At 67.6% G+C, this 24,590-nt stretch carries 24 protein-coding genes, 1 tRNA gene and 2 riboswitches; of the genes, 14 read left to right on the forward strand and 11 right to left on the reverse strand.

Annotated features, from left to right (window positions below):
- Positions 1 to 52 precede the first annotated feature (52 nt).
- Together gcvT and KHO22_RS05575 are read right to left on the reverse strand one after the other, a co-directional pair.
- Positions 53 to 1,180 carry a glycine cleavage system aminomethyltransferase GcvT gene (gcvT, locus tag KHO22_RS05570; protein WP_211946106.1) on the reverse strand — a complete coding sequence of 376 codons (1,128 nt, stop codon included), beginning with the start codon at positions 1,178 to 1,180 and terminating at the stop codon, positions 53 to 55.
- Between the two features lie 97 nt (positions 1,181 to 1,277).
- Positions 1,278 to 1,409: riboswitch (glycine riboswitch) on the reverse strand.
- A gap of 21 nt (positions 1,410 to 1,430) precedes the next feature.
- Positions 1,431 to 1,519, reverse strand: a riboswitch (glycine riboswitch).
- Positions 1,520 to 1,581: 62 nt separating this feature from the next.
- Positions 1,582 to 1,818 carry a glycine zipper 2TM domain-containing protein gene (locus tag KHO22_RS05575; RefSeq protein ID WP_211946107.1) on the reverse strand — a complete coding sequence of 79 codons (237 nt, stop codon included), beginning with the start codon at positions 1,816 to 1,818 and terminating at the stop codon, positions 1,582 to 1,584.
- A 268-nt stretch (positions 1,819 to 2,086) separates the two neighbouring features.
- On the opposite strand from KHO22_RS05575, the gene KHO22_RS05580 reads away from it, so the two are divergent.
- The 3 genes from KHO22_RS05580 to KHO22_RS05590 all read left to right on the forward strand — a co-directional run bounded on the left by KHO22_RS05580 (position 2,087) and on the right by KHO22_RS05590 (position 6,360).
- Complete coding sequence (locus KHO22_RS05580) at positions 2,087 to 4,183, forward strand: UvrD-helicase domain-containing protein (RefSeq protein ID WP_211946108.1); 2,097 nt, start codon at positions 2,087 to 2,089, stop codon at positions 4,181 to 4,183.
- 370 nt (positions 4,184 to 4,553) lie between these two features.
- On the forward strand, positions 4,554 to 5,285 hold the full coding sequence (locus KHO22_RS05585; protein WP_211946109.1) for a response regulator: 732 nt from the start codon (positions 4,554 to 4,556) through the stop codon (positions 5,283 to 5,285).
- A gap of 4 nt (positions 5,286 to 5,289) precedes the next feature.
- On the forward strand, positions 5,290 to 6,360 hold the full coding sequence (locus KHO22_RS05590) for an ATP-binding protein (RefSeq protein ID WP_211946110.1): 1,071 nt from the start codon (positions 5,290 to 5,292) through the stop codon (positions 6,358 to 6,360).
- On the opposite strand, the gene KHO22_RS05595 is transcribed toward KHO22_RS05590, so the two are convergent.
- Positions 6,346 to 7,488, reverse strand: a complete 1,143-nt coding sequence (locus tag KHO22_RS05595; protein ID WP_211946111.1) for an ABC transporter substrate-binding protein — start codon at positions 7,486 to 7,488, stop codon at positions 6,346 to 6,348. The genes KHO22_RS05590 and KHO22_RS05595 overlap by 15 nt on opposite strands.
- 218 nt (positions 7,489 to 7,706) lie before the next feature.
- On the opposite strand from KHO22_RS05595, the gene hemN reads away from it, so the two are divergent.
- The gene (gene hemN / locus KHO22_RS05600) at positions 7,707 to 9,176 is read left to right on the forward strand and encodes an oxygen-independent coproporphyrinogen III oxidase (protein WP_211946112.1); all 1,470 of its coding nucleotides are present in this window, start codon (positions 7,707 to 7,709) and stop codon (positions 9,174 to 9,176) included.
- An 85-nt stretch (positions 9,177 to 9,261) separates the two neighbouring features.
- Here hemN and KHO22_RS05605 read toward each other — a convergent pair whose 3' ends face one another.
- On the reverse strand, positions 9,262 to 10,146 hold the full coding sequence (locus tag KHO22_RS05605) for a c-type cytochrome (protein ID WP_211946113.1): 885 nt from the start codon (positions 10,144 to 10,146) through the stop codon (positions 9,262 to 9,264).
- Between the two features lie 349 nt (positions 10,147 to 10,495).
- On the opposite strand from KHO22_RS05605, the gene KHO22_RS05610 reads away from it, so the two are divergent.
- Positions 10,496 to 10,571, forward strand: a tRNA-Arg gene (locus tag KHO22_RS05610).
- Positions 10,572 to 10,832: 261 nt separating this feature from the next.
- Entirely contained in the window at positions 10,833 to 11,114 is a 282-nt protein-coding gene (locus KHO22_RS05615; RefSeq protein ID WP_211946114.1) for a hypothetical protein, read from the forward strand.
- Positions 11,115 to 11,245: 131 nt separating this feature from the next.
- On the opposite strand, the gene KHO22_RS05620 is transcribed toward KHO22_RS05615, so the two are convergent.
- Positions 11,246 to 11,479 carry a YMGG-like glycine zipper-containing protein gene (locus KHO22_RS05620; protein WP_211946115.1) on the reverse strand — a complete coding sequence of 78 codons (234 nt, stop codon included), beginning with the start codon at positions 11,477 to 11,479 and terminating at the stop codon, positions 11,246 to 11,248.
- A 9-nt stretch (positions 11,480 to 11,488) separates the two neighbouring features.
- Positions 11,489 to 11,872 (reverse strand): hypothetical protein, encoded by a 384-nt coding sequence (locus KHO22_RS05625; protein WP_211946116.1) that lies wholly within the window; start codon positions 11,870 to 11,872, stop codon positions 11,489 to 11,491.
- A gap of 481 nt (positions 11,873 to 12,353) precedes the next feature.
- Here KHO22_RS05625 and KHO22_RS05630 point away from each other — a divergent pair, with 481 nt between their 5' ends.
- The gene (locus KHO22_RS05630) at positions 12,354 to 13,742 is read left to right on the forward strand and encodes an FAD-binding oxidoreductase (protein ID WP_211946117.1); all 1,389 of its coding nucleotides are present in this window, start codon (positions 12,354 to 12,356) and stop codon (positions 13,740 to 13,742) included.
- A 50-nt stretch (positions 13,743 to 13,792) separates the two neighbouring features.
- Positions 13,793 to 14,197, forward strand: a complete 405-nt coding sequence (gene arfB, locus KHO22_RS05635) for an alternative ribosome rescue aminoacyl-tRNA hydrolase ArfB (RefSeq protein ID WP_211946118.1) — start codon at positions 13,793 to 13,795, stop codon at positions 14,195 to 14,197.
- Here the strand turns inward: arfB and KHO22_RS05640 are convergent.
- The 5 genes from KHO22_RS05640 to KHO22_RS05660 all read right to left on the reverse strand — a co-directional run bounded on the left by KHO22_RS05640 (position 14,187) and on the right by KHO22_RS05660 (position 19,951).
- Positions 14,187 to 15,257: a GNAT family N-acetyltransferase gene (locus KHO22_RS05640; protein WP_211946119.1), complete on the reverse strand. Its 1,071-nt coding sequence runs from the start codon at positions 15,255 to 15,257 to the stop codon at positions 14,187 to 14,189. The genes arfB and KHO22_RS05640 overlap by 11 nt on opposite strands.
- Positions 15,258 to 15,341: 84 nt before the next feature.
- Positions 15,342 to 16,220: a protease HtpX gene (gene htpX, locus KHO22_RS05645; RefSeq protein WP_211946120.1), complete on the reverse strand. Its 879-nt coding sequence runs from the start codon at positions 16,218 to 16,220 to the stop codon at positions 15,342 to 15,344.
- A 115-nt stretch (positions 16,221 to 16,335) separates the two neighbouring features.
- Positions 16,336 to 16,695, reverse strand: coding sequence for a hypothetical protein (locus KHO22_RS05650; protein WP_211946121.1), 360 nt, complete (start codon positions 16,693 to 16,695; stop codon positions 16,336 to 16,338).
- A gap of 73 nt (positions 16,696 to 16,768) precedes the next feature.
- Complete coding sequence (locus KHO22_RS05655) at positions 16,769 to 18,418, reverse strand: FAD-dependent oxidoreductase (protein WP_211946122.1); 1,650 nt, start codon at positions 18,416 to 18,418, stop codon at positions 16,769 to 16,771.
- A gap of 21 nt (positions 18,419 to 18,439) precedes the next feature.
- Positions 18,440 to 19,951: a polyamine aminopropyltransferase gene (locus KHO22_RS05660; protein WP_211946123.1), complete on the reverse strand. Its 1,512-nt coding sequence runs from the start codon at positions 19,949 to 19,951 to the stop codon at positions 18,440 to 18,442.
- 210 nt (positions 19,952 to 20,161) lie between these two features.
- Here KHO22_RS05660 and KHO22_RS05665 point away from each other — a divergent pair, with 210 nt between their 5' ends.
- The 6 genes from KHO22_RS05665 (at position 20,162) to KHO22_RS05690 (ending at position 24,240) form a co-directional block, all read left to right on the forward strand.
- On the forward strand, positions 20,162 to 20,548 hold the full coding sequence (locus KHO22_RS05665) for a DUF350 domain-containing protein (protein WP_211946124.1): 387 nt from the start codon (positions 20,162 to 20,164) through the stop codon (positions 20,546 to 20,548).
- Between the two features lie 39 nt (positions 20,549 to 20,587).
- Positions 20,588 to 21,631, forward strand: coding sequence for an SPFH domain-containing protein (locus KHO22_RS05670; protein WP_211946125.1), 1,044 nt, complete (start codon positions 20,588 to 20,590; stop codon positions 21,629 to 21,631).
- Positions 21,632 to 21,640: 9 nt separating this feature from the next.
- Positions 21,641 to 23,155, forward strand: a complete 1,515-nt coding sequence (locus KHO22_RS05675) for a DUF4178 domain-containing protein (protein WP_211946126.1) — start codon at positions 21,641 to 21,643, stop codon at positions 23,153 to 23,155.
- 4 nt (positions 23,156 to 23,159) lie between these two features.
- Positions 23,160 to 23,327 carry a hypothetical protein gene (locus KHO22_RS05680; protein ID WP_211946127.1) on the forward strand — a complete coding sequence of 56 codons (168 nt, stop codon included), beginning with the start codon at positions 23,160 to 23,162 and terminating at the stop codon, positions 23,325 to 23,327.
- Positions 23,328 to 23,337: 10 nt separating this feature from the next.
- Positions 23,338 to 23,718, forward strand: coding sequence for an adenosylmethionine decarboxylase (gene speD / locus KHO22_RS05685; RefSeq protein WP_211946128.1), 381 nt, complete (start codon positions 23,338 to 23,340; stop codon positions 23,716 to 23,718).
- Between the two features lie 75 nt (positions 23,719 to 23,793).
- A complete protein-coding gene (locus tag KHO22_RS05690; RefSeq protein ID WP_211946129.1) occupies positions 23,794 to 24,240 on the forward strand; it encodes a Cd(II)/Pb(II)-responsive transcriptional regulator in 447 nt (148 codons plus the stop codon).
- Positions 24,241 to 24,590: the final 350 nt, after the last annotated feature.

A 24,590-nucleotide genomic window follows, 5' to 3' on the forward strand; every position in this document is an offset into this window, starting at 1 on the left:
CGATGGGCCAGGCGCGACGGGCGACCGTTGCGTGGGCCGGGGCGTTGCCGCCTCAGCTCACGAGTGCCTTGCCATTACGCACAAACGGCAGTTTAACCACAGTCGCCGCGAGTTTGCGGTCGCGGATCTCTACCTGCACGGTGTCGCCCACCGCCACGCCCGCCGGCAGGCGCGCGAAAGCGATCGACTGCGACAGGGACGGGCTGAAGGTGCCGCTGGTGATTTCGCCATCACCGGCAGCGGTGATGACCTTCTGGTGCGCACGCAGCACGCCGCCCTTGTCGCGCAGGATCAGGCCCAGGAACTGCTGGCGCTGGCCGGCCGCGGCGAGTGCCGCCTTGCCGGTGAAATCGCGCTCGCTCTGCAGGTCTACGGTCCAGGCCAGGCCCGCGTCCAGCGGCGAGGTGTGGATGTCCATGTCCTGGCCGTACAGGTTCATGCCGGCTTCCAGGCGCAGCGTGTCGCGCGCGCCGAGCCCGGCCGGGCGCACGCCCGCCGTGTCGAGCTTTTCCCATACCGCGGCGACGTTCTCGGCGGGTATTACGAGTTCGAAGCCGTCTTCGCCGGTGTAGCCGGTACGCGCGACCATGATCTCGCCAACGGCCGGGTCCTGGACCAAGACGGCGTTGAAGGGCTTGAGGGCGTCGGACGGCTGGGTGGACGGGAAGGCGCTCCACACCTTGGCGCGGGCATTCGGGCCCTGCACGGCGACGATGGCCAGCGCCGGCACGCCGGCGGGTGCCACGTCGTCGCGGCGCGGGGTAATGGCCACGCCGCTGCCGGTGGCGTCGTTGCGCGCGCGGATCCATTCGATATCGCCGAGCGCGGTGCTGGCGTTGACCACCAGGCGGAAACGGTCCTCGGCGAAGAAATAGACGATCAGGTCATCGATCACGCCGCCTCGCTCGTCGAGCATGCACGAGTACAGCGCCTTGCCCGGCGTCTGCAGCTTGTCGACGTTGTTGGCGAGCAGGCCACGCAGGAAGCTTCGGGTATTCGGGCCGGCCAGGTCGACGACGCACATATGCGACACATCGAACATGCCCGCGTCGGTACGGACGGCGTGGTGTTCCTCGATCTGGGAGCCGTAGTTGACCGGCATGTCCCAGCCGCCGAAGTCGACCATGCGGGCGCCGAGCGCGCGGTGGATGGCGTTGAGGGGCGTGGCCTGGAGCGTCATGGGAATCCTCGGGGGCAATCTCGGTTGCGAAAACGAAAAAAGGGTCATCCGCCGCAACGCTTGCTTCGCTGGAATAGCGTCGCAATCCGCTGCGGCGGATGACCCCTCTGTCCTCGATACCTGAGAGATTACGAGGCGGCTCTGCCTGGTGGCAGGTCCGGTCCTCGCGCGCCCCTTCGGTGGGCACGCTCACCATTGCTGGCGGGTGCCGCTCTCCAGAGTGCGGCATGCATCGTGTGCATATTGCATGCCGATCCAAACGGTCCGTGGTGCCTGAGAGTTTTCGGGTGATACCCCTTCGGCGGCGCAGTGCTGTGCGCGCTCTCCCGGTCGGATGCGCGCAATGTACGGGAGGGTCCTGCCTTTGTCAACGCGGCAGGCCCGCCCGCTGCTACTACGCATTAGTGGTGGTGGTGGTTGTCGTCCGTGACCACGTTGCCGACCACGCCGCCCAGCGCGGCGCCGCCGAGGGTACCTACCGCACTACCGTTGGTGAGCACTGCACCGCCGACGCCGCCGGCGGCCGCGCCGATTGCGGTATTACGTTGCTTTGGCGTCATATCGGAACAACCGCCTGCCAGGGCAGCTACCGCCACGCCTACCAGTGTCGCCTTGCCAAGGGCTCGTAGAGTTCTCATGATTGGCTCCGGAAGTGATTTAAAATGGGCTCGGGGCAGATCGGAATCCATCCCGCCATATTGATTAGAAGCCGGCCCGCGGCATGGGTTTTGGGACTTACCAAGTGTTACCTCGGTAATATCCCCTGCAAGAAAATAGCGATTTCCGCTGACAGAAAGGCCACTGGCGGGCGTGTTAACATGGCCGGCTTCGCGCCCGCCGCCGGCATGTCTTGGCATGTTGCGTACCAGGCGCCTTCACTGCCCCGCCCACCCAGACACCCCACGCATGACCCACGGCCTGAACGCTGCCCAATCCGAAGCCGTCCGCTATCTGGACGGGCCCTGCCTCGTCCTTGCCGGCGCGGGTTCGGGCAAGACGCGCGTGATCACGCAGAAGATCGCGCACCTGATCGAAGACAAGGGCTTCGAGCCGCGCCACATCGCCGCCGTCACGTTTACGAACAAGGCGGCCAAGGAGATGCAGGAGCGCATCGGCAAGCTGATGGAAGGCAAGACCACGCGCGAGGGCAAGCGCCTGCCGCTCAAGCAGCTCACGGTCTGCACGTTCCACTCGCTGGGTGTGCAGATCCTGCGGCTTGAGGCCGAGCACGTGGGCCTCAAGCCGCAGTTCTCGATCATGGATTCGGACGACTGCTTCGGCCTGATTCAGGAGCAGCTCGGCACCACCGACAAGAAGCTGATCCGCGGCGTGCAGAGCACCATCTCGCTGTGGAAGAACGGCATGGTCGATCCGGAAGCGGCCATCGCGCAGGCGGCCAACGCCGACGAACACCAGGCCGCGCTGGTCTACCGCAACTACGTGGCCACGCTGAGTGCCTACCAGGCAGTGGATTTCGACGACCTGATCCGCCTGCCCGCCGAACTCTTCGCGCGCAACGAAACGGTGCAGCTCAAGTGGCAGAACCGCTTGCGCTACTTCCTGGTCGACGAATACCAGGACACCAACGCCTGCCAGTACCAGCTGCTCAAGCTGCTGGCGGGCGGATCGCACCTGCGCGCGCCGGCGTTCACGGCGGTGGGCGACGACGACCAGGCCATCTACGGCTGGCGCGGCGCCACGCTGGACAACCTGCGCCTGCTGCAGACCGATTTTCCTGACCTCAAGGTCGTCAAGCTGGAGCAGAACTACCGCTCCACGGTGCGCATCCTGGAGGCGGCCAATTCGGTCATCGCCAACAACCCGAAGCTGTTCGACAAGAAGCTGTGGAGCGAGCACGGCATGGGCGACCCGATCGCCATCCATCCGATGAACGACGAGGAGCACGAGGCCGAATCCGTGGTGTTCCGCCTGTCCGCGCACAAGTTCGAGCGCCGCGCGCAGTTCCGCGACTACGCCATCCTGTACCGCGGCAACCACCAGGCGCGGCTGTTCGAGCAGATCCTGCGGCGCGAACGCATTCCGTACGTGCTCTCAGGCGGCCAGAGCTTCTTCGACAAGGCCGAGATCAAGGACATCTGTGCGTACCTGCGGCTGATCGCCAACCCGGACGACGATCCCGCCTTCATCCGCGCCATCACCACGCCGCGCCGCGGCATCGGCAACACTACGCTCGAAGTGCTGGGCACGTTCGCGGGCCAGGCCAAGGTCTCGCTGTTCGAGGCGGCCATGATGGGCGGCATCGAAGCCAGGCTGCAGCCGCGCCAGCTGGAGCCTTTGCGCGTGTTCTGCGAATCGATGGTGCGCCTGGCCGACCGCGCGACCAAGGACCCGGCCAGCGTGGTGCTCGACGACATGATGGCAGGCATCCACTACGAGGCCTACCTGTATGACGCGTTCGACGAACGCCAGGCCCAGTCGCGCTGGACCAATACGCTGGAGTTCCTCGACTGGCTCAAGCGCAAGGGTACGCGGCCCGAGCCGGAGGGCGAGGGCGAAGCCACCGGCTTCGACAATGCGGACGGCTTCGGCAATGAAGGCAAGAACCTGCTCGAACTGACCCAGACCGTGGCGCTGATGAGCATGCTGGAGGGGCGCGAGGAAGACCCCGACGCGGTGCGCCTGTCGACCCTGCACGCGTCCAAGGGCCTGGAGTATCCGCACGTGTTCCTGGTCGGCGTGGAAGAGGGCATCCTGCCTCACTGCCGCGAGGACGAGGACATGGGCGACGAGAAGATCGAGGAGGAGCGGCGCCTGATGTACGTGGGTATCACGCGTGCCCAGCGCAGCCTGCATATCAGCTGGTGCAAGAAACGCAAGCGCGCGCGGGAAACCTATTCCTGCGAGCCTTCGCGTTTCATTGGCGAGATGAAGCTGGAAGAAGCGCCTGCGCCGAAGGACGAAACGCCGGCGATGAGTCCCAAGGATCGGCTCGGTGCGCTGAAGGCCTTGCTCGGCAATGGCGGCAAGGCGGCGCAGGGTTGAGCGCTGCGCCAGGCAACATTGCCGATACAAAGCGATACCAGCGGGACATGACCCACGTGCCGGCCCGGACCTAATATTTCCCGGCGTTGGCGCGGCGTTGTCCTGTGCCGGCGCCAGGCGGCGACGCCAGGTTCTTCCCTACCATTTTTTTCCACGCTGGCCCCCGGTACGGGTTGTACCGGGGGCGTTTTTTTTGGTGACCCAGGCAGAGCACCGCTGCGGCTGGCGCTGCCCGTGTATCGGACCTGATACAAAGGCGCCACAGGGCCGGCATGCCGAACTGGTAAAGTGGGCGGCCGCATTCCCCTGTGGCCGGCACCGCGTGAATACCGCGTACTGCCGGTCCGTGCCCGCATCGCCACACCGCCTCATGGATTTCGCTCCCAGCCTTCCAACCCGCCTGCTGGTCGTCGACGACGACCCCCAGATCCGCACCATGCTCGCCGGGTATCTGTCCACGTTCGGCATGCAGGCCGACGGCGTCGAAGGCGGGGCGCAGATGCGGCGGGCCATGGCCGCGGGCGACTACGACCTGGTCATCCTCGATCTGTCGCTGCCGGGCGAAAGCGGCCTGGACCTGTGCCGTGAACTGCGCGCGCAGACCGATGTGGCGGTGATCATGCTGACGGCGCGCGCCGAACTGGCCGACCGGGTCGTCGGCCTGGAGGTAGGCGCGGACGACTACGTCACCAAGCCGTTCGAGATGCGCGAACTCGTGGCCCGCATCCACACGGTGCTGCGCCGCAGCCGTGGCGACGCGCGCCGCGCGGCCGCGGCACCCGGCGGCCACGAACTGCGTTTCGGCGACTGGCGGCTCAACACGATGCTGCGCCAGCTGGTCGATGGCGATGACGTGGTGGTGCCGCTTTCCAATGCCGAATTCCGCCTGCTGCTGACGTTCATCGAGCATCCGAACCGGGTGCTCGACCGCGAACTCCTGATCAACCAGGCGCGCGGCCGCGGCCTGGATGTCTTCGACCGCAGCATCGACCTGCTGGTCTCCCGGCTGCGCCAGAAACTGCGCGACGACCCGCGCGATCCCGCGCTGATCCGCACCGTGCGCGGCGAAGGCTACGTGTTCACCACGACGCCCGAGCGCTGAAGCGATGGGTCGCTTCGCGCGCTACGATTCGATGTTCCTGCGGCTGTTCCTGGTGATGGCCGCGATCATGCTGGGCGTGCACGTGCTCGGCGTGACCGTGATCGAAAGCCTGTTCCCGCGACCGGGCGCGCACCATGGCGCGCACGATGCGCGAGGCAATCCGCCGCCTGCGCCGCCGTTCCCGCGGGGAGGCCCACCGCCGCCACCACCGCCGCCGCGCGGCATCTGGCCACCGCACCTGGGCATGCTGTTCCAGCTCGGTGCCATCGTGGCGGCGTCGTGGGCCGGCGCCCGCCTGCTGGCGCGGCCGGTGCAGCAGCTCGCCAGCGGGGCGGGGCGCCTTGCGCAGGACGTGCACGCGCCGCCGCTGGACGAGTACACCGGCCCGGCCGAGGCGCGTGCGGCCGCGCAGGCCTTCAACCATATGCAGCAGCGCATCCGCATGCAGCTTGCGCAGCAGTCGCGCTTCCTGGCCGCGGTCTCGCACGACCTGCGCACGCCGCTTACGCGCATGAGCCTGCGCCTCGAGGGGATTGGCGACAACCCGGTGCGCTACCGGCTGCGCCAGGACCTGGCCGAGATGAATGGGCTGATCGATGCCACGCTCTACTACCTGCGCGACCGCGACGAAGCGGCGGGCCCGCGCCAGCGCGTCGACGTGCTGGCGCTGTTGCAGGCGATCGTCGATGACGCGGCCGAGCTTGGCCACGACGTGACGCTGAGCGGCCAGGCGGCGCCGCTGCTCGCGTATCCGGCGGAGTTGCGGCGCGCGGTGGTCAACCTGGTCGAGAACGCTCAGCGCTATGGCGAACGCGCGCATATCGTCCTGACGGACAGCGCGCAGCGCGTGCTGATCGATATCAGCGACGAAGGTCCCGGCATTCCGCCCGCGGAGCTGTCGCGCGTGCTGGAGCCGTTCTACCGGCTCGAGTCGTCGCGCAGTCGTGCTACCGGCGGCGTGGGCATGGGCCTGTCGATCGCCGCCGATATCGTGGCCCGCCACGGCGGGGAACTGATCCTTGCCAACCGTGAGACCGGCGGCCTGCGCGTGCGTATGGACTTACCGCGCGCCTGAAGCGGCGAGCTGCACGTAGCGCGAGCCGCGCTGCCCCTGCGTGAAATCGAGCGCGAAGTCGCCCACGTCGACGCGGGTCTGCAACGCGCGCCGCAATTCCACCGCGCCGTTGCCGCGCCACGCACCCAAGGCGCGTACCAGCCACGCCGCGCCGATATAGCCGGCGATGGTCGCGGGCGAGGGCGGCTCATCCAGGTATTGCTTCATGCGGGCCACGTGCTCCTTGACCACGCGCAGCGTGGCGGCCTGCGGGCCGGGCGCGACCTGCGTCAGCACCATGCCGCCCGGGTAACCCGCGCCGAGCACTTCGCGCGCCACCGCCGGGCTGACCGCGGACAGCCCGACCAGGAATCCGTACCAGCCCTGCGCGGCCAAGGCCCGGCCCAGGCCCGCGTAGGCAAGCGTGTCACCCGCCACGATCACCGCGCCCGGCCGTTGCGTCGCGATGCTGCGCGCGGCGGCGTCCGGGTTGCCGCCCAGCGGCACCGCGCGGGTGCCCATCGTGGATTCCAGCCCGGCTAGCCACGATGCGCCGTTGCCGGACGCGGTGGCTGCGAATTCCGCCGAAACCGCCAGCGCCACGCGGGTCAGCCCATAGTCGCGCAGTTGCTTGACCGCAGTGTCGAGTTCGGCCTGGTAGTCGGCGCGCGTGAACCAGACGTTGTCCGCGTTCAGGGCAAGGCCCGAGAGCGGCGCCACGATCTGCACGCCGCGCCGGTGCAGTTCGGGCGAGGCCGCCAGCGCCGGCAGCAGCCGGTCTCCGGGGCCGAACAGCAACTCGGCATGCTCGCCATCGGCGAGTGACAGCGCCTGCGCGAGCGCTGTGCGCGGATCGGCATCGGCGTCGCGCACGACATGCGCGATCCGCACCGGGCCACCCGCGGCGTTGGCCGCGTCGAACATGACCTTGGCGCCAGCCAGGTAGTCGCGCGCCAGGTCGGCCTGGGCGCCGCTACGGTCGAGCAGGTGGCCGACCACGACGGTGCGCCGCGCTGGCGACTGGGCCAGGGCCAGCGGCGCGGCGGCCAGTCCGCCGAGCGCGGCCATCAACTGGCGGCGACGCGGGGAGGCTGGCAGCGTTTCGCCGCGCAGCGACGGGTACGACAAACAGTGCAGGATCGAGGGCATGGGACGGGGGTGGCTGGGGGTCCGGGCGATGGCTGCCGGAGGTGCGGGGCGCAGCGTATCCCGCACTCATGACAGAAATGTGACGAAATGCCCCCGCTGACGAGGGGTCCGGCCGGGCATGGCCGGGCGTTGTGACCGTCGTGCTTGACGCGCGTCAATTCCCTACCGGCATCGCGGAACTAGCATGGATCGTCAAACTCCCCGACAAGTCCGCCCCCATGCACACGCACACCACGCCATCCGCGGCGCTCGACCGCCGCGCCCTGTCTGATTTCCGCGCGCTGGCCGGCCGTATCGACGGCAACGGCCCGCGCTACACGTCCTACCCGACGGCCGACCGCTTCCACGGCGGCCTCGACGAATCCGCCTATCACGCCGCGCTGGCCGACTGCCGCGCCGCGGCGCCGGCTCCGTTGTCGCTGTATCTGCACATCCCGTTCTGCGAGAACATCTGCTACTACTGCGGCTGCAACAAGGTCATCACGCGCGACCATGGGCGCAGCGCCAAGTACGTGAGCTACCTCGGCCGGGAAATGGCGTTGACCGCGGCACACCTTGGCGGGCGCAGACAGGTGCTGCAATCGCACTGGGGTGGTGGCACGCCGACCTTCCTGAACCCCGCTGAAATGCGACGCGTGATGGCATCGCTGCACGAGCATTTCGACCTGCCGGCCGACGGCGAGCACTCGATCGAGATCGATCCGCGCCGGGTCGACTTCGAACGCATGGCGTTGCTCGCCGAACTCGGCTTCAACCGCGTCAGCCTGGGTGTGCAGGATTTCGATCCTGAAGTGCAGCAGGCCATTCACCGCATCCAGCCGTTCGAGGAAACCCGCGCCGTGGTCGACGCCTCGCGCGAACTTGGGTTCCGCTCGGTCAGCCTGGACCTGATCTACGGGCTGCCGCACCAGACTACGGCGCGCTTCAATGCGACCGTGGAGCGGGTACTGACGCTGCGGCCCGACCGGCTCTCCGTCTACAGCTACGCACACCTGCCGCATGTCTTCAAGCCGCAGCGCCGCATCGACGAAAACGCCTTGCCGAGCGCGGGCGAGAAGCTCGATATCCTGGTCTCCACGATCGAACGCCTGACCGCCGCTGGCTACGTCTACATCGGCATGGACCATTTCGCGCTGCCCGACGACGACCTCGCCGTGGCCCAGCGAGAGGGCAGGCTGCAGCGCAATTTCCAGGGCTATTCGACGCATGCCGGCTATGACCAGCTCGGCTTCGGCATTTCCGCGATCGGAGCCGTGGCGGGGCGCTACGTGCAGAGCGCGCGCACGCTCGACGACTACTACGCCGCGCTCGACGCCGGCCGTCTGCCGGTCATGCGGGGCTTCACGATGGCATCCGACGACCGCCTGCGCCGCGAGATCATCGGGGCGCTGATGTGCAATGGCGTGCTCGACATCGCGCAGATCGAGGCACGCCATGGCATCGATTTCGCGAGCACGTTCGCCGCCGAACTCGCGGACCTCGACCGGCTCGGCGCCGATGGCCTGGTCCGTCGCGAGCCGGGCCGCATCGAGGTGACCATGCTGGGCCGCCTGCTCGTGCGCCGCGTCGCCATGGTGTTCGACCGCTACCTGCGCGAAGACGCCGCCCGGCCGCCTGCCGCGCAGCCGGCCGCCAACGACGGCGCCCAGCCGGTGCGGTTCGTGCCGCGATATTCCCGCGTGGTCTGAACTGACGGCGCCGCTTCAGGAGCGCGACCGACAGGCGAAAAAAAGCCCGCGAACCAGTCGCGGGCTTTTTTGCATGCGCGCGGTCTTACTTGGCAGCGCTGGCCATGTAATCGGCGGCGGCGAGCACGTCGGCATCGGGACCGGCGTAGCCACCCTTCGGCGGCATCACGCCCTTGCCCTTCAGCGCGAAGTTGTGGACAGCATCCATGCCTTCCTTCAGGCGCGGCGCCCAGGCGGCCTTGTCGCCGAACTTGGGAGCACCGGCAACGCCGGCAGCGTGGCACGCGGCGCAGACCTGGTCATAGACCTTCTTGCCCACATCGGCGGAAGCCGCGGCAGGCGCTGCGGCCGGAGCCGGTGCCGCGGCGGCGGGAGCGGCTGCAGGAGCCGGGGCTGCGGCAGCAGCAGGTGCGGCACCAGCGTCCGCGGCTGCGGCAGTCGCCGGAGCGGCGGCGGCAGGGGCTGCGGGCTCGGGGAACTTGGCACCGCCGGCGTCGGCCATGTAGACCACGGCGCGGCCCAGTTCGTAGTCGGAGTAGTCGTCCGGCGTGGTGCCCGCACGGGCCTGCATGGCGCCCTTGCCGTTCAGCAAGGACTTCATCAGGCCGTCGAAGCCCTGGCCGATGCGGCCGGCCCAGTCGCCGGCGTTGCTGTACTTCGGCGCACCCGCCGCGCCCGTGGCGTGGCAGGCCGCGCAGACTTCCTTGTAGACCTGCTCGCCGGTCTTGAAGACGCGCGGTGCGTTGGCGTCCTTGATCTCGAGCGATGCGACCGGCTTGATGCGGTCGTTGATGGCTTCCGCCGTGGTGACGGAACCGGCGCCTTCCTTGGAGCCGTGGCCGACAAAGTTGACCAGCAGGATGATCACGATGATCGGGACCAGGAACGCAGCGATCACCACTGCGATCAGCTGCTTCGGTGTCTTGATGGGAGACTCGTGTTCGTCGTGTTGGTGTTGGACGTCGCTCATACAGAACTCTCAGTTTTGCAGGAAACCTTCAGCCGCTCACGCTCGGCTTGATTTATCGGGCCCTTGAACGCCTGGGTCCTTCTGATTGCGTGGTTCAGTACTGTCCCCCGTTTGCCAACGCGGTGCCGCTGCGTCTTGACGGAAATAGCTCGCGATTATAGCCCCAAAGGCCTCATGGCAGGGCCAAAAGAGACGGTTCCGAGACGTTCGGCGAAGCGCGGGGATCCCCGCGCATGGACGCATCGCGGCAAACGCGGTATCCTATGCGACTTTCCAGCGGCGGCATTCGCCCGCCGCACCGGTTGCACCGCGTGGCAGTACCTGCCGCCAGTGCCAGACCACTTTCTGCGCGCCCGTAGCTCAATGGATAGAGTACTGCCCTCCGAAGGCAGGGGTTGCTGGTTCGATCCCAGCCGGGCGCGCCAAATTTCCACGACGTTTCCTGCGTTTCCGCGTTTTGGCGCCAGGGCCGGCTGCACCTGGGCAAGGGCCGAATTTCGCGCTCGCCGGGCAGTTCCGTCGTCCAACTCCGCACACGCCCCTTTGTGACACTTTTCGCAAAGCGCTTAAATCCGACCTCAGAATGTTTCAATTGTCTTCATCGGGGAGGGGACATAAAGTGCCACTGAGGCCTCCCCCTGCAGAACGCTCCCCGTTTCTGACAGGACATTGCAAAGCGCGGCAGCATGTCCGCGCTTCTTTTTTGCCAGCCTCCTGCCCCGACGGCGAAGACCGCCACGGGTAGCAGGGTTCGCCCCGTCGTTGCCTCGCACGACAGGAAGTCAGCCGGGCTGGAAGCCAATGATGAGCCGGGCCTGGGCGAGAGGCAGGCAGAGACTGTGTGGATCGACGACGATCCGCTCGCGCGGATGCAGTGGGTCCGCGCCTTCAACCGCCGGGTCATCGGGCAAAGCCGGCGCCTGATGATGGAGAGCATCATCTTGCTGGCGAGGATTGGATTGTGCTGAGCGGCAACGGCCAGGCATCGGTGCCTGGGCATTCCAGGCACGACTCACGGACGCATGGCAGCGTCCCGGCTCAGGGTATTGCGCCGCGGCGACTGACCGTGCCGCGGCTGCGCGCTTGGAAGCCCCGGCGGTCAATACCGCTGCTGCTCGTTGCGTCCCTTGATATTGCCCGCCACACCGCCCGCCACCGCGCCGATGGCCGCACCGGTCCAGCCGCTGCCGCCTGCGATGGCGGCAATGCCGGCGCCGGCCGCGGCACCGATGGCCGCTCCCGAAACCGTACCTTGCTGCTCCGGCGACATACCCGTGCATGCGGCAACACTGGCCACCGCCAGCGCTGCGCCGATCCATTGAAGTCGTTTCATGGTCTCGCCTTACTTCTTGCCCTGCAGTCCAGGCACCACCATCTCGAACCAGATGGTCTCGAGCACCGGCCGCTGCAGGCGGTCGGGGTGGGCGGCATACCAGCGGTCGAGGCCGTCGCGGACCGAATCCAGCGTATGGCCTTTCAAGCCGCGCGCCAGGCGCGGCACGATGGTTTGCGTGTCGGGTGGGACATTGCCGGCGTGGTAGGCGACATCGACCTGCACGACATTGGCGATGCCGACCAGATAGGCCTTCTTCATCTGCTCCGTCGACTCGGTCCATTGCTTGCCCGTCACCAGCGGAACCTCGTCGGCACTGGCCATGCCGGATGCCATGGTAAGCGCCATGCACGCCACGGTCGTCCACGCGCGCAGTTTCTGCCTTGTTGTCATTGCACACTCCCGTGCGGACCGGGATGCGCGGCGGCCCGCCTTACCGTCGCGCCTGTTTCCGCCCGGCGGGTGCCGGCTGGCGCGCTTTCATATTAGTCGCTATTCCAGTGATCGCTACGCCGCCGTGCACCGCCCCTCGGCGATGCAGGCGCAAGATGGCGAGCCCTTCGCGCGGCTCCGGAGCGCAGGACACGTGTCGCGGCTGTAACGGATTGTCCATCCGCGCCGGGGTAACGCTGCGTCACAACCCGCGTTGTTTTGGCGCCGTGGCGCGGCTGCCGGGTAAAGCGGGTGCATCACGGTTGAAACAATTCGGCCTGATTCCAAGAATGCATTGGCGTGCACGCATCGCAACAGGTGTCCAGTCGGTGCGCCGGCGCACATGGCGCGCAATTTGCGTCACTGAACCCCTGGACGGGCCGCCAAGGCCCCTGTCCCGCTTGTGCATGGCGGCCCCGGGATGTCGATGCGGAGGTTCGCCATGCCTGCAATTTCGAAAGACCTGCTTGCGTCACTGCGCACGGCCGTGCGCGGGAAGGTGTTGCTGCCCGGCGATCCCGGCTACGACGAGTCGCGCGCGATCTGGAATGCCATGGTGGACAAGCGCCCCGCGTTGGTGGTGCAGTGCGCCGGGGTGGCCGACATCGAGGCAGCGGTGGCATTTGCGCGCGACAACGGCCTGCTGCTCGCGGTGCGCGGCGGCGGCCACAACATCGCCGGCAAGGCGCTGTGCGATGACGGCCTTGTCATCGACCTGACTGCCATGCGCGCCGTCCATATCGACACCGGTACACGGCGCGCCTGGGTGGAGCCTGGCGCGCTGCTGGCCGACTTCGACCACGAGGCCCAGGCTTGTGGGCTGGCGACGCCGCTGGGCATCAACTCGACCACGGGTGTGGCCGGGCTGACGCTTGGCGGCGGCTTCGGCTGGCTCACGCGCAAGTACGGCATGACTGTGGATAACCTGCTCTCGGCGCAGGTCGTGACCGCCAATGGCCAGCGCCTTCACGCGAGCGAGCAGGAGCACTCCGACCTGTTCTGGGCCCTGCGCGGCGGCGGCGGCAACTTCGGCGTGGTGACGCTGTTCGAATTCCGGCTGCACGCCGTCGGGCCGCAGATCCTGGCCGGGCTGCTGGTGTTCCCGGCGGCGGAAGGCCGTGCGGTGCTCAGCGAGTACCGCATGTTCACCGAAACCATGCCGGAAGACCTCAATATCTGGGTCGTGTTGCGCAAGGCGCCGCCGCTGCCTTTCCTGCCGACCGCGGTCCACGGCACCGACGTGGTGGTGCTGGCCGTGTTCTACGCGGGCGATCCGGCGCAGGGCGAGCCGTTGCTCGCGCCGTTGCGCGGCTTCGGCACGCTGCTGGGCGAGCATGTCGGCGCCATGCCCTACGTGGCCTGGCAGCAGGCGTTCGACCCGCTGCTGACGCCGGGCGCGCGCAACTACTGGAAATCGCACAACTTCACGCAGCTGCCGGACGAGGCCATCGAAGCGATGATCGATTACTCCGGCCGCCTGCCTTCGCCGCACTCCGAGATCTTCATCGGCCATGTCGGCGGGCGGGCCGGCACCGTCGCCGCGGATGCCACTGCTTACCACCACCGGGATGCGCGCTTCGTCATGAACGTGCATACGCGCTGGGAAAGTCCGGGCGAGGACGCCGCCTGCGTGGCATGGGCACGCGACTTCTTCCGCGCCACGGAGCCCTATGCCACGGGAGGCGTGTACGTGAACTTCCTGACCGAGGATGAAGCGGGGCGCATCGGCGCGGCCTATGGCGCCAACTTCGAACGCTTGTCGCGCATCAAGCAGAAGTACGATCCGGACAACCTGTTCCGCGTGAACCAGAACATCGCGCCCGCTGCCTAGGGCAGACCCTAGAGGAATTTCCCGGGCATGCGCCTTGTTATGATGCGCGCATGTCCGGCGAATTCCTCATCCCCCACCACGAGTACGACGTCACCGCGATCCGCGCGCAGGGCGCGGGGGGACAAAACATCAACAAGGTGTCCAACGCGGTGCACCTGCGCTACGACGTGCGTGCGTCTTCGCTCGCGCCGGACCACAAGGAGCGCCTGCTGCAACTGCATGACCACCGCATCACGCGTGACGGGGTGGTGGTCATCAAGGCCCAGCAGCACCGCAGCCTGGAACTGAACCGCGACGATGCCATCCGGCGCCTGCATGAACTGGTGCTCAGCGTGGCGACACCGCCGCGCACGCGCCGCCCGACACGTCCGACACTCGCTTCACGCAAGCGGCGCCTCGAAGGCAAGAACCAGCGCAGCCAGGTGAAGGCGCAGCGCGCCCGCGTCACGGAGTGAGCGCGGGCAGCCTGCTGCTTGCGGGCACCTTGTTAGCGATGGGCCGCCGATAGGCCGGGAAATAGCCATGGAGATCGCCGGCCGAAGCCGTGCGGCCCACCGACAGGGCATGGTATGCCTCCCGGTTGACGATCACGCGCTGCGTGCTGAACATATGCGTGTCCGGCGAGAATCCGCGCTTGAACTCGAGCAACGAATCGGACGCGGAACCGAGTCCGCCGCCAAGATGCAGCCGCGAGAAGCCATGCATGCGGCCCCATTCGCGGGCGGTGTGGATGATGATCTTGGTCGGCTGGCGATGGCGGTAGTCCCAGTCCGACCCCGACAGGTGGTACTGCATGATGCGTGACTGCCGCGCGAGCGTGAACAGCGCTCCACCGATGACATGGCCCGCCTCCTCGGCGACGAACAACAGCAGGTCGTCGCCGAGCCCGTCCACGAGCGAACGGTAGTACTGCCTGTCGAAAAAGTAGTAATCCGTCGCGCAGCGGCGCGTCATGGTCTGGTTGTAGAGCTCGATGAAGCGCGACAGCGTGTCGAATTCCCGGTCCAGCCGCACCGTCACACCCGCGCGCCGGGCCCGGTTGATGCCGAGCTTGTGGCGCGACTGCGTTTCCTGCCAGAGTTTTTCGGGCGGCTTGCACAGGTCGATCGACACCGTCAGGCCCTGTTCGAGCACCAGCCCGAGCGAACTCTTCCAATGCTTGTTGAGCAGCGGGTGCAGGCGCAGGAAGCAGGACACGCAGCCGGCTTCGCGCAATATGTCCATCGCGGCACGGAACGCGGCATCCGCGAATTCCGCGGGCGCCCCCCTGCTCACGAGCGGGCCGCCGTATCCGTAGGCCGAGGTGGCATCCCACAGGCACGCGGTGAGATTGCGGCGGACCAAGGGAATGAGCAACGCGTGGGAGCCGCTCGTCACGTGCACGGCTAAAGCGCGTCCCCCATCGCTGCGCTCGGCGGCCTTCATCCAGGCTGGCGTGTGATGGCAATCATGGCTGCAGCGCTCCAGGGCGGCGCGCCACGCGGTACTGGTAGTGTCCAACAGCTTCGCTTGCATCTCTCGCCCCCTGACAGGATGCCTGCGGTGTCCGCCCGGGGCCGCCGTGGCCCTCCTGGACGGGTCGCAGCGATGGATCGGATTTCAGCGTGCCGACTGCAGCGCGGCGATGCGCTGCTCGATCGGCGGATGGCTTGATAACAGCGCCACCCACGATTTCCCTCCGGCAATGCCCATGGCCTGCATGTTCTGCGGCAGGCCGTCCGGCTCCTGGCCGCCCAGGCGGCGCAGCGCGGCGACCATCGGCGTCGGCGAGCCCATCAGGCCGGCCGCGCCCGCGTCGGCGCGGAATTCGCGGCGGCGCGAAAAGGCGGCGACGATGATGCTGGCCAGGATGCCGAAGACGATCTCGCAGACGATCACGGTGACCATGTAGCCAATGCCGGGCCCGCTCGACTCCTCATCGTTCTTGCGCAGCATCGAGTCGACGAAGTAGCCGACCACGCGCGCAAGGAAGATCACGAACGTGTTCACCACGCCCTGGATCAGCGTGAGCGTGACCATGTCGCCATTGGCCACGTGCGCCACTTCATGCGCGAGCACGGCTTCCACCTCGTCATGCGACATCGACTGCAGCAGGCCGGTGGAAACCGCCACCAGCGAGCTGTTCTTGGTCGCGCCGGTCGCAAACGCGTTGGGCTCGCCCTCGTAGATCGCCACTTCCGGCATCGGCAGCCCGGCCTTCTGCGACAGCTTCTGCACGGTCTGCACGAGCCACAGCTCGGTGCTGGTGCCCGGGTGCGTGATGACCTGCGCGCCGGTGGACCACTTGGCGATGGTCTTGGACATCAGCAGCGAGATAAAGGCGCCGCCGAAGCCCATCAGCGCGGCAAAGGCGAGCAGCATGCCGAGGTTGAGACCGTTGGCGGTCAGGAAGCGGTTCACGCCAAGGACGCTGGCGGTGATGCTGAGGACAAGCATGACGGCGAGGTTGGTCGCCAGGAAAAGCAGGACGCGTTTCATGAGAGTGGAAGACAGGACAACGGGATAGGCGCGGACGGGCCGCAGGCGCGCGCGGCGCCATAACGGCACGGCGCGCAGGAACGGTCATGCGCGGCGAATGCCGCGCAGGTGGGGATCAGCCGCGCGGAGGGCGCGGCAGGAGCGGAAGGTCGGGGTCCGGCAGGGCAGTTCCCGCGTAGCGCGGCGGCCCGGATTGGGCGGGACCGGCGGCAACGCGAAACTCGGGCGCGGGCAGAAGTTGCTCCGCGAGGTCGATGCCGGCTGGCGACGTCTCAGGCGCTTCGGCAAGGTCGGTCGGCGAAGTGCTGCAGGGCGCGGTACCTTCCGCCGCCTTGCATAATCCGGCCGGATGGCTGTTCGCATGCTGTGCGAGGTTGGCCGCAGCATCCGGTACGTACGCGACTGCACCGGCCCATGCCTGGAACGGCAGGAAGGCCAGCATCAGAACCAGCAGGAAGAGCCGGATGGTGCGCACGCGACAGCAAATTCATTGTGGACGCTACGAATTCTACAGGATGGTGCCGGCGTGCGCGGCGCCGTAATGATCGCTAGCCAACGATGCGCACGGCGGCCCGGGTGCCCCACCAGGCCGCCTCTTCGAACACCGACAGGCCAGACAAATCGGCGTGCGCAAACTGGATGGGCCCATCCACGGCGCGCAGCGCGGCCGTGCCGGTGTTGGCGAGAAAGCCCGGCAGCGGTGAAGCCATGGCATGGCCGCGTGCCGTGATCTCCACCCGGTCTGCGTGGCGCCAGAAGCCGCGGCCGTAGACTTCGCGCAGGTCGGTCACGGCATGGTCCATCAGTTCGGCAGGGCTGGCGTCGGCGAGCCAGCGCCGGATGGCGGCCGGCTCGCCGTGGTCGAGCGGGCAATAGGCCGTGAAGACCGTGCGCGCCGGCGGCGCCTGCCGGATCAGCTGGTGCGTCGCCACCACATAGCCCAGCGCGCGCGAGCCGTGGACGACGTTGTCCCAGGCCAGCGGCACGCCCGGCGCCTCCGCGGGAAAGCCGCGCAGGTAAAAGCTCGACACCAGCCAGGCCGCATGCGGCGGCAGATGGCGCGCCGGATCGAAACCGAAGCGCGCGAGCGGAGTCAGCCGTGCGGCCACATGCAGCGGCATCGCGCAGATCACGCGGCGGGCGCGCAGACGCAAGGTGCGCGGCGTGCCGTCGCCGTCGGCCATGCCCGTGCAGAGCACATCCACGCCTTCGCGCGATTCGTCGAGCCTGAGCGCCATGCCCGCGCGATGCCAGTCCGAGCGGCCCGTCAGCGCGTCGATGCGGTCCGTCAACTTCGACACCATGCCGTGCAACCCATCCGGCCAGGTCAGCACGGCGCCGTCCGCGGCGTTGCGGGCATGGCCACCGCGGCTCGCGAAGTAGTGCAGTCCCGCCCACGCCGACACGGCGCCGTAGCCCGCGCCGTAGTCATCGCGGCAGCAGTAGTCGGCATACGCATGCAAGGTGGGCGACGTGAAGCCTTCGTCGAGCAGCCACTGGCGGAAGGTGCGCGCATCGAGCGATGTCCACTTCGGGTCGCGCGAAGCGAGCGCGAGCGGGATCGCAAAGACCTTGCGTCCGTCATTGCCGTGCGCGTCCCGAAGCGCGCCGATGCGGGAGAAGAAGCGCGCATGCTGCTCGCGTTCGCCGGCATCGAGTGCCTCGGTCGGCAGCAGGCCGTCATGCCACTGGCCGTTGCGGAAGTGGCGCTCCTCGGGCGCATGCACGATGACGCGCTCATCGAAGCGCGGGCGGATGCCGAACGGATCCTGCTCGATCACGCCGACGTCGGCGAGCATCTCGCGCATATGGGTCGATTCCGCCGAAGGCAGCGGCAGGTAGTGCGCGCCGCGCGGAAAGCCCAGGTCGCCAAACTGCCCGGCCGCCGTGTTGCCGCCGAATTCGGGCCCGTCGATGACGATGAAATCGCGCAGTCCGGCGCGCGCGAGCTGCCAGGCCGCGGAAAGGCCCGCGGCACCGCTGCCGAGGATCGCGACCTCCGTGCGTAGCTCGCCGTCGGGCTGCGGCCACTGCGCGGCATCACGCAGGGCGTGGCCTTGTGCCATGCCGGGCCGCAGCACAACCGGGGCGGGCTCGTACAATCCGGCGCCGGACAGGAAGCGGCGCGAGGCATCGCCCAGCCTGTCGCAGCCGGCCACCGCGGCGGACGCGCCGACCAGGAACGTGCGGCGATCCATCACTGTGCGCCTGTCAACGTGTCAGCGGATGACATTGCCCCAGTCCCGCTCGAAGTCATGCACGAGCGACTGCTCGTTAAGCCGGTTCGCGTGGCCCGCGCGCGGCGCCATGTCCGGCGGGAAGCGGAACATCAGCGCGGTGCTGTCCGCATCCAGGAAGCGCATCGGCATGTCGTAGCGCGCGGGCGGCGTGTAGTCGCCGCGCTTGCCGGCGAGGATGAACCCCCATTCGCCGAACGACGGCACATAGGCGTGGTAGGGCCAGGTATGCAGGCCTGCTTCGCGCAGCGTCGCGTCGATGCCCCAGAACGAGCGCGGCGCGTAGTACGGCGAGGTGGACTGCACCACGGCATAGCCTTTCTCGGCGAGGTGCCGCGACAGCAGCCGGTACATCGGCACCGAGTACAGCTTGCCGAGTCCGAAGTTGGACGGGTCGGGCAGGTCGACGATGATCGCGTCGAACACCTCGGCGTTCTGCTCCATCCATTGCGCGGCATCGGCGTTGACCACCGTCACGCGCGCGTCGCGCAGCGAGTCCCGGTTGAGCGCGCGCAGCGGCGCGCTGTGCGAGAACAGCGTGGTCATGGCCGGGTCCAGGTCAACCAGCGTCACATGCTCGATCTGGCGATGGCGCAGGATCTCGCGCAGCGCCAGGCCGTCGCCGCCACCGATCACGAGCACGGTGCGCGCCCACGGCAGCGCCTGCAGCACGGGGTGCACCAGCGCCTCGTGGTAGCGGTGCTCGTCGCGCGAGGAAAACTGCAGGTTGCCGTTGATATAGAGACGAAGGTCGTCCTTCCAGCGCGTGATCACCAGGCGCTGGTAGGGCGTCGATTCGCTGTGGATGATCTCGTCGCCGAACAGCCCGCGCTCGGCCCAGTGCGTGAGCCGGTCGGAGCCGGCAAAGCCCGCGCCGAGCAGCGCGATCACCACCAGCGCGCGCATCGTGCGCAGCGGCACCTGTGGCAGCTCGTCGCGAAACAGGCGCGTGGTGTAGAGCGCCACGGCGGCGTTGAGCATGCCGAACAGGAAGCCTGTGCGCGACAGGCCCAGCCTCGGCGCCAGCACCAGCGGGAACACCAGCGACACCGCCAGCGCGCCCAGGTAATCGAACGTCAGCACGCGGCTGACCAGATCGCTGAAGGCGGCACGGCGCGCGTTGAGGATGCGCATGACCAGCGGGATCTCCATGCCCACCAGCACGCCGGTCAGGAACACCAGCGCGTACAGCGCCGTGCGGAACGGCGCCGACAGCCACGCGAACACCACGAACAGCAGAGCCGCCGAGATGCCGCCGAGCAGGCCCACCAGCACCTCGATGTCGATGAAGCGCGCGAGCACGTCCTCGTCCTTCACATAGCGCGACAGCCACGAGCCCACGCCCATGGCGAACAGGTAGCAGCCGATGATCGACGAGAACTGGAGGATGGAATCGCCCAGCAGGTAGCTGGACAGGGCGCCGGCGATCAGTTCGTAGCCAAGCCCGCAGGAGGCCACGATCAACACCGAAATGACAAGGGTACGGTCGCGCATCAGGCGGCGGTCTGGGGAATTTGCGAAGTTCGGGAGATCGGGCGGATGAGACTGCGGATATACTTGCGGCGCATTCGCGCGCTGCCGGCGCAATCGTAGTCAAATGTCCTCTGACGTGTCCCCCTATCCCATATCGGGTTCCATGTCGGGTTCCATATCGGGCCCCATGTCAGCGGACACCGGCGCTGTCGACAACCGCCAGGAAACAGCATGCAACCGATCTACGCCTACGCTCTGCACCTGCTGGCAAGCCTTGTACTGCTTGCCGTGTTCGTCGGAGTCTACACCAGGATCACGCCGTTCCACGAGTTCGCGCTGATCCGCCAGGGCAACATCGCGGCAGCGCTGTCGCTGGGCGGCGCGATCCTTGGATTCTGCTTCACGCTGTCGTCGTCGATCCAGCACAACGACACCTTTCCGACGTTCCTGATGTGGGCGGTCGGCGCCATGGTGGTGCAGGCGCTGGTCTACGCCGGCCTGACGCGCGCGCTGCCGGAAATGGACGCCGCCATCGAATCCGACAATATCGGCATGGGCGCCCTGATGGGCACCATCTCGGTCACCGTGGGCGCGATCAACGCGGCCTGCCTGTCCTGACATGCGCTTCGCTCGCATCCACGCCATAGGAGACCTGACATGAGCATCGGTTCTTTCATCAAGAAGCAGTTCATCGACATCCTCCAGTGGACGGAGGACACCGACGGCGTGCTGGCCTGGCGCCACCCGATGGAGGACATGGAAATCCAGTACGGCGGCAGCCTGACCGTGCGCGAGTCGCAGATGGCGGTGTTCGTCAACGAAGGCAAGATCGCCGACGTGTTCGGGCCCGGCATGTACAAGCTCACCACGCAGACGCTGCCGGTGCTGACCTACCTGAAGAACTGGGACAAGCTGTTCGAGTCGCCCTTCAAGTCCGATGTCTACTTCTTCAGCACGCGCCTGCAGATCGGCCGCAAGTGGGGCACGCCGCAAGCCATCACCATCCGCGACGCGGACTTCGGCATGGTGCGGCTGCGCGCGTTCGGCCTGTATTCGTACAAGGTCTCCGATCCGGCCAGGTTCTACAGCGAGATCAGCGGCACGCGCGCAGAATACACGCGCGATGAAGTGGAAGAGCAGCTGCGCAACCTGCTGATCGCCACCATGACCAACGCGCTCGGCGCGTCGTCGCTGCCGTTCCTCGACATGGCCGCCAACCAGGCGCTGATGTCGCAGACCATCCGCGAGCGGCTGGCGCCGGAGTTCGAGCGCTACGGCGTGGCGCTCGACAATTTCGCGGTCACCAATGTCTCGCTGCCGGAAGAGCTGCAGAAGGCCATCGACACGCGCATCTCGATGGGCATGATGGGGGATATGGCGAAGTACACGCAGTACCAGGTCGCCAGCTCGATCCCGCTGGCCGCGCAGAACGAGGGCGGTGTGGCGGGCCTGGGCGCCAGCCTGGCCGCGGGCGCGGTGATGGGGCAGGCCATGGCCGGCGGCCTGGCCGGTGCGGGGGCAGCGGGCGCGCCGGGCGTACCCGCTCCTGCGGTGCCGCCCACCGCTGCGGCTGCGGCTGCAGCTCCGGAGGATCCTGCCGCACGCCTGCAGAAGCTCAAGGAACTGCTGGACAAGAGCCTGATCACACAGGCCGAGTTCGACAGCGCCAAGGCGGAGATCCTGAAGAAGCTGGTCGGCTGACGGGACTGCATGCAACAGGTCAACTGTCCCGGTTGCGGCGCGGAGGTCGCGTTCCGTTCCTCCGCCGCCGTCATGGCCGTATGCGAGTACTGCCACAGCACGCTGGTCAAGGACGCCGAGTCCGTCAAGGACATCGGCAAGATGTCGGCCGTGCTCGAAGACTACACGCCGCTGCAGCTCCATGCGTCGGGCCAGTGGCAGGGGCAGGGCTTCACGCTGGTCGGGCGCATCCAGCTGCGCTACGAAGCCGGGCTGTGGAACGAGTGGTACCTGCTGTTCGACGACGGCAGCGACGGCTGGCTCGCCGATGCCTCGGGCCAGTACATGCTGACGCGCCGCGTCTCGCCGGAACAGGCGGCGGCCGCGCAGTTCGACCAGGCGCCGAAGTTCGAGTCGCTGAGCCCGGGTACCAGCCTGTTTTTTGACAAGCGCCGCTGGCTTGCCGGCGACGTGCGCACCGCGCGCTGCACCGGCGGCGAAGGCGAGCTGCCGTTCGTGGTCGGCGCGGGCTGGACCGCGCAGGTGGCCGACTTCCGCGATGAAGGCCGCTTCCTGACGCTCGACTACGCCGACGGCTATCCGCCGGCCGTCTACACGGGCCAGCTGGTCACGCTGGACCAGCTCAAGGCCCAGCTGCTGCGTGCCCCCGATGAAGTCGGCCGCACGGCGGACCGCTATCGCGGCAAGACCGTAGCGCTGGCCTGCCCGAACTGCGGCAGCCCGATCGCCTATCGCGCCGGCATGGCCAGCTTCGTGGTCTGTGGCAGCTGCCATAGTGAGGTGGACTGCACCACGTCCACCGCCATCGTTCTGGAAAAGCACAAGGAGCTGGAGGCGCTGAAAACCAGCCTGGCTCCGGGCGATGTCGGCAATATCGGCGGCAAGCCCCATGCCGTCCTCGGGCTGATGCAATGCACGGACAACGACGAGGACGAAGCGTCGACGTGGGTCGAGTACCTGCTCTTCAACGAGGAGCGCGGCATGTTCTGGCTGGTGGAGCAGGACGACGGCTGGGACAAGGTCGAAGTGCTCGACACCTGGCCGCGCATGGCCTCGGCGGACGTGGCCACGCTGCAAGGCAGGAACTTTCGCAAGGGCTTCGACTATCGCAGCGAAGTCCTCTATGCCGCGGGCACGTTCAACTGGCGCGTGCGCGTGGGCGACAGCACGCAGCTCACGGAGTTCGGCGCGCCCGCGCTGCGGCTCACGCGTGAAACGTCCGACACCGAGATTGTCTGGACGCGCTCGACCCGGGTCACGCGTACGCAGGTCGCGCAATGGTTCCCGGGCAACAAGGCGCTGGCCACGGCCGCCGCCCAGCCGGCTGCCGCCATGCGCAGGAAGCCGGACCACTCCGACCTGGCCTTCTGCCGCAAGGCGGCGAAGTGGTACGCGATTGTCCTGGCCATCCTCAATGTGCCGGTGGCACTGGTGAAGGACGGCGGCTGGGTCACGCTGGCCTTCGGCTTGCTGCTGCTGTGGGTACCGCTGTGGCTGGTGGGCCACTGGTCAGCCAAGGACTGATGACGTGCGACTTCTCTACCTGATCTACGGCCTGATCGTGCTGTTCGGCGCAACCTTCTACAACCTCGGTTCCGGCACCGACTACAAGTCCGGCGGCTCGGGCGGTTCCGGCCGCGTATGGGGCGGCAGCAGCGGCGGTGGCAGCTGGTCGTCGGGCGGCGGGCACAAGTGAGGCCGGCCCCGTGAACGCGCCGCAACTGCCGTGCCCGGCCGTGCTCGGCCGCCACCTGCTGCTCGACCTGCAAGGCGTCGCGCCGGCGTTGCTGACCGATGCGGTGCTGGTCGAGCGCGTACTGTACGCATCGGCACGGGCGGCCGGCGCGACGCCGGTGGATGCGCGCTTCCAGCACTTCGGACCGGGCCTTGGCGTGACGGGCGTGCTGCTGCTCAAGGAATCGCACATCAGCATCCATACATGGCCCGAGTACGGCTTCGCGGCTGTGGATATCTTCATGTGCGGCACGGCCAGGCCCGAACTGGCCGCGGAACATATCCGCGCCGCACTGGCGCCGCGCACGATGACGCTGCGCGACGAAGCACGCGGCATGAACGGGTGCCGCTGACGCCGCTCCGGCACGCGACCCGCTTCTGCGCTAGACTATGCAAAACGCCGTAGTCACTACAGAGATTCCAGTCCCATGCGAATCGGCGAACTCTCCCGGCACAGCGGTTGCGATGTTGAAACCATCCGCTACTACGAACGCGAAGGCGTGCTCGACGCGCCGCAGCGCGAGGACAACGGCTATCGCCGCTACGGCGACACCCACCTGATGCAGCTCAACTTCGTGCGGCACTGCCGTTCGCTGGGCATGAGCCTGTCGGACGTGCGCCGGCTGCGCGATTTCGAGCGCAACCCGTCGCAGGACTGTGACGACGTCAACGCCTTGCTGGACCGCCAGATCGAGCAGATCCACGCACAGCGCGTGGCGCTGGAAGCGCTGGAGAGCCAGCTGCGCGCCTTGCGCGAGACCTGCCACCACCAGCACCAGGCCGCCAGCGAATGCGGCATCCTGCAGAACCTGCAGCAGGCCGCGGCCGGCGCGCCGTGCGAATGCCACGCGCACGCAACGGGCCAGGCCAGCTGAAGCGCCGCCGATACCACCTGCCTGTGCTACGATGGCCGTTCCCGTTCCTGCACCACACCGGTGCTGATACGAGCAAAGCCTGAATTGCCGGATTCGCCAATCGACGTCTTGCCGTTGCCGCGATCCGTTCCGGGTTTCCTTTCCTGATCCTGATTCCTGTTATCCGCGTGACCGCCATGCCAGCCCGCCATTCGCTGCCCACCGCACCTGCCCGCCCCGCGCGGCAGGTACGCGCACGCGCCGGCGCACTGGCCACGCGCATGACGCCCCGCCGCCGGGTCAGCGCTCCGCCTGATCCCGCCCGGTTCCCAGCCTGACAGTCCCCACCAGGGCCCGGGCCGAACCGGGCT

This window comes from Cupriavidus yeoncheonensis, assembly GCF_905397275.1.
In the GTDB taxonomy this organism is placed as follows: Bacteria; Pseudomonadota; Gammaproteobacteria; order Burkholderiales; family Burkholderiaceae; genus Cupriavidus; species Cupriavidus yeoncheonensis.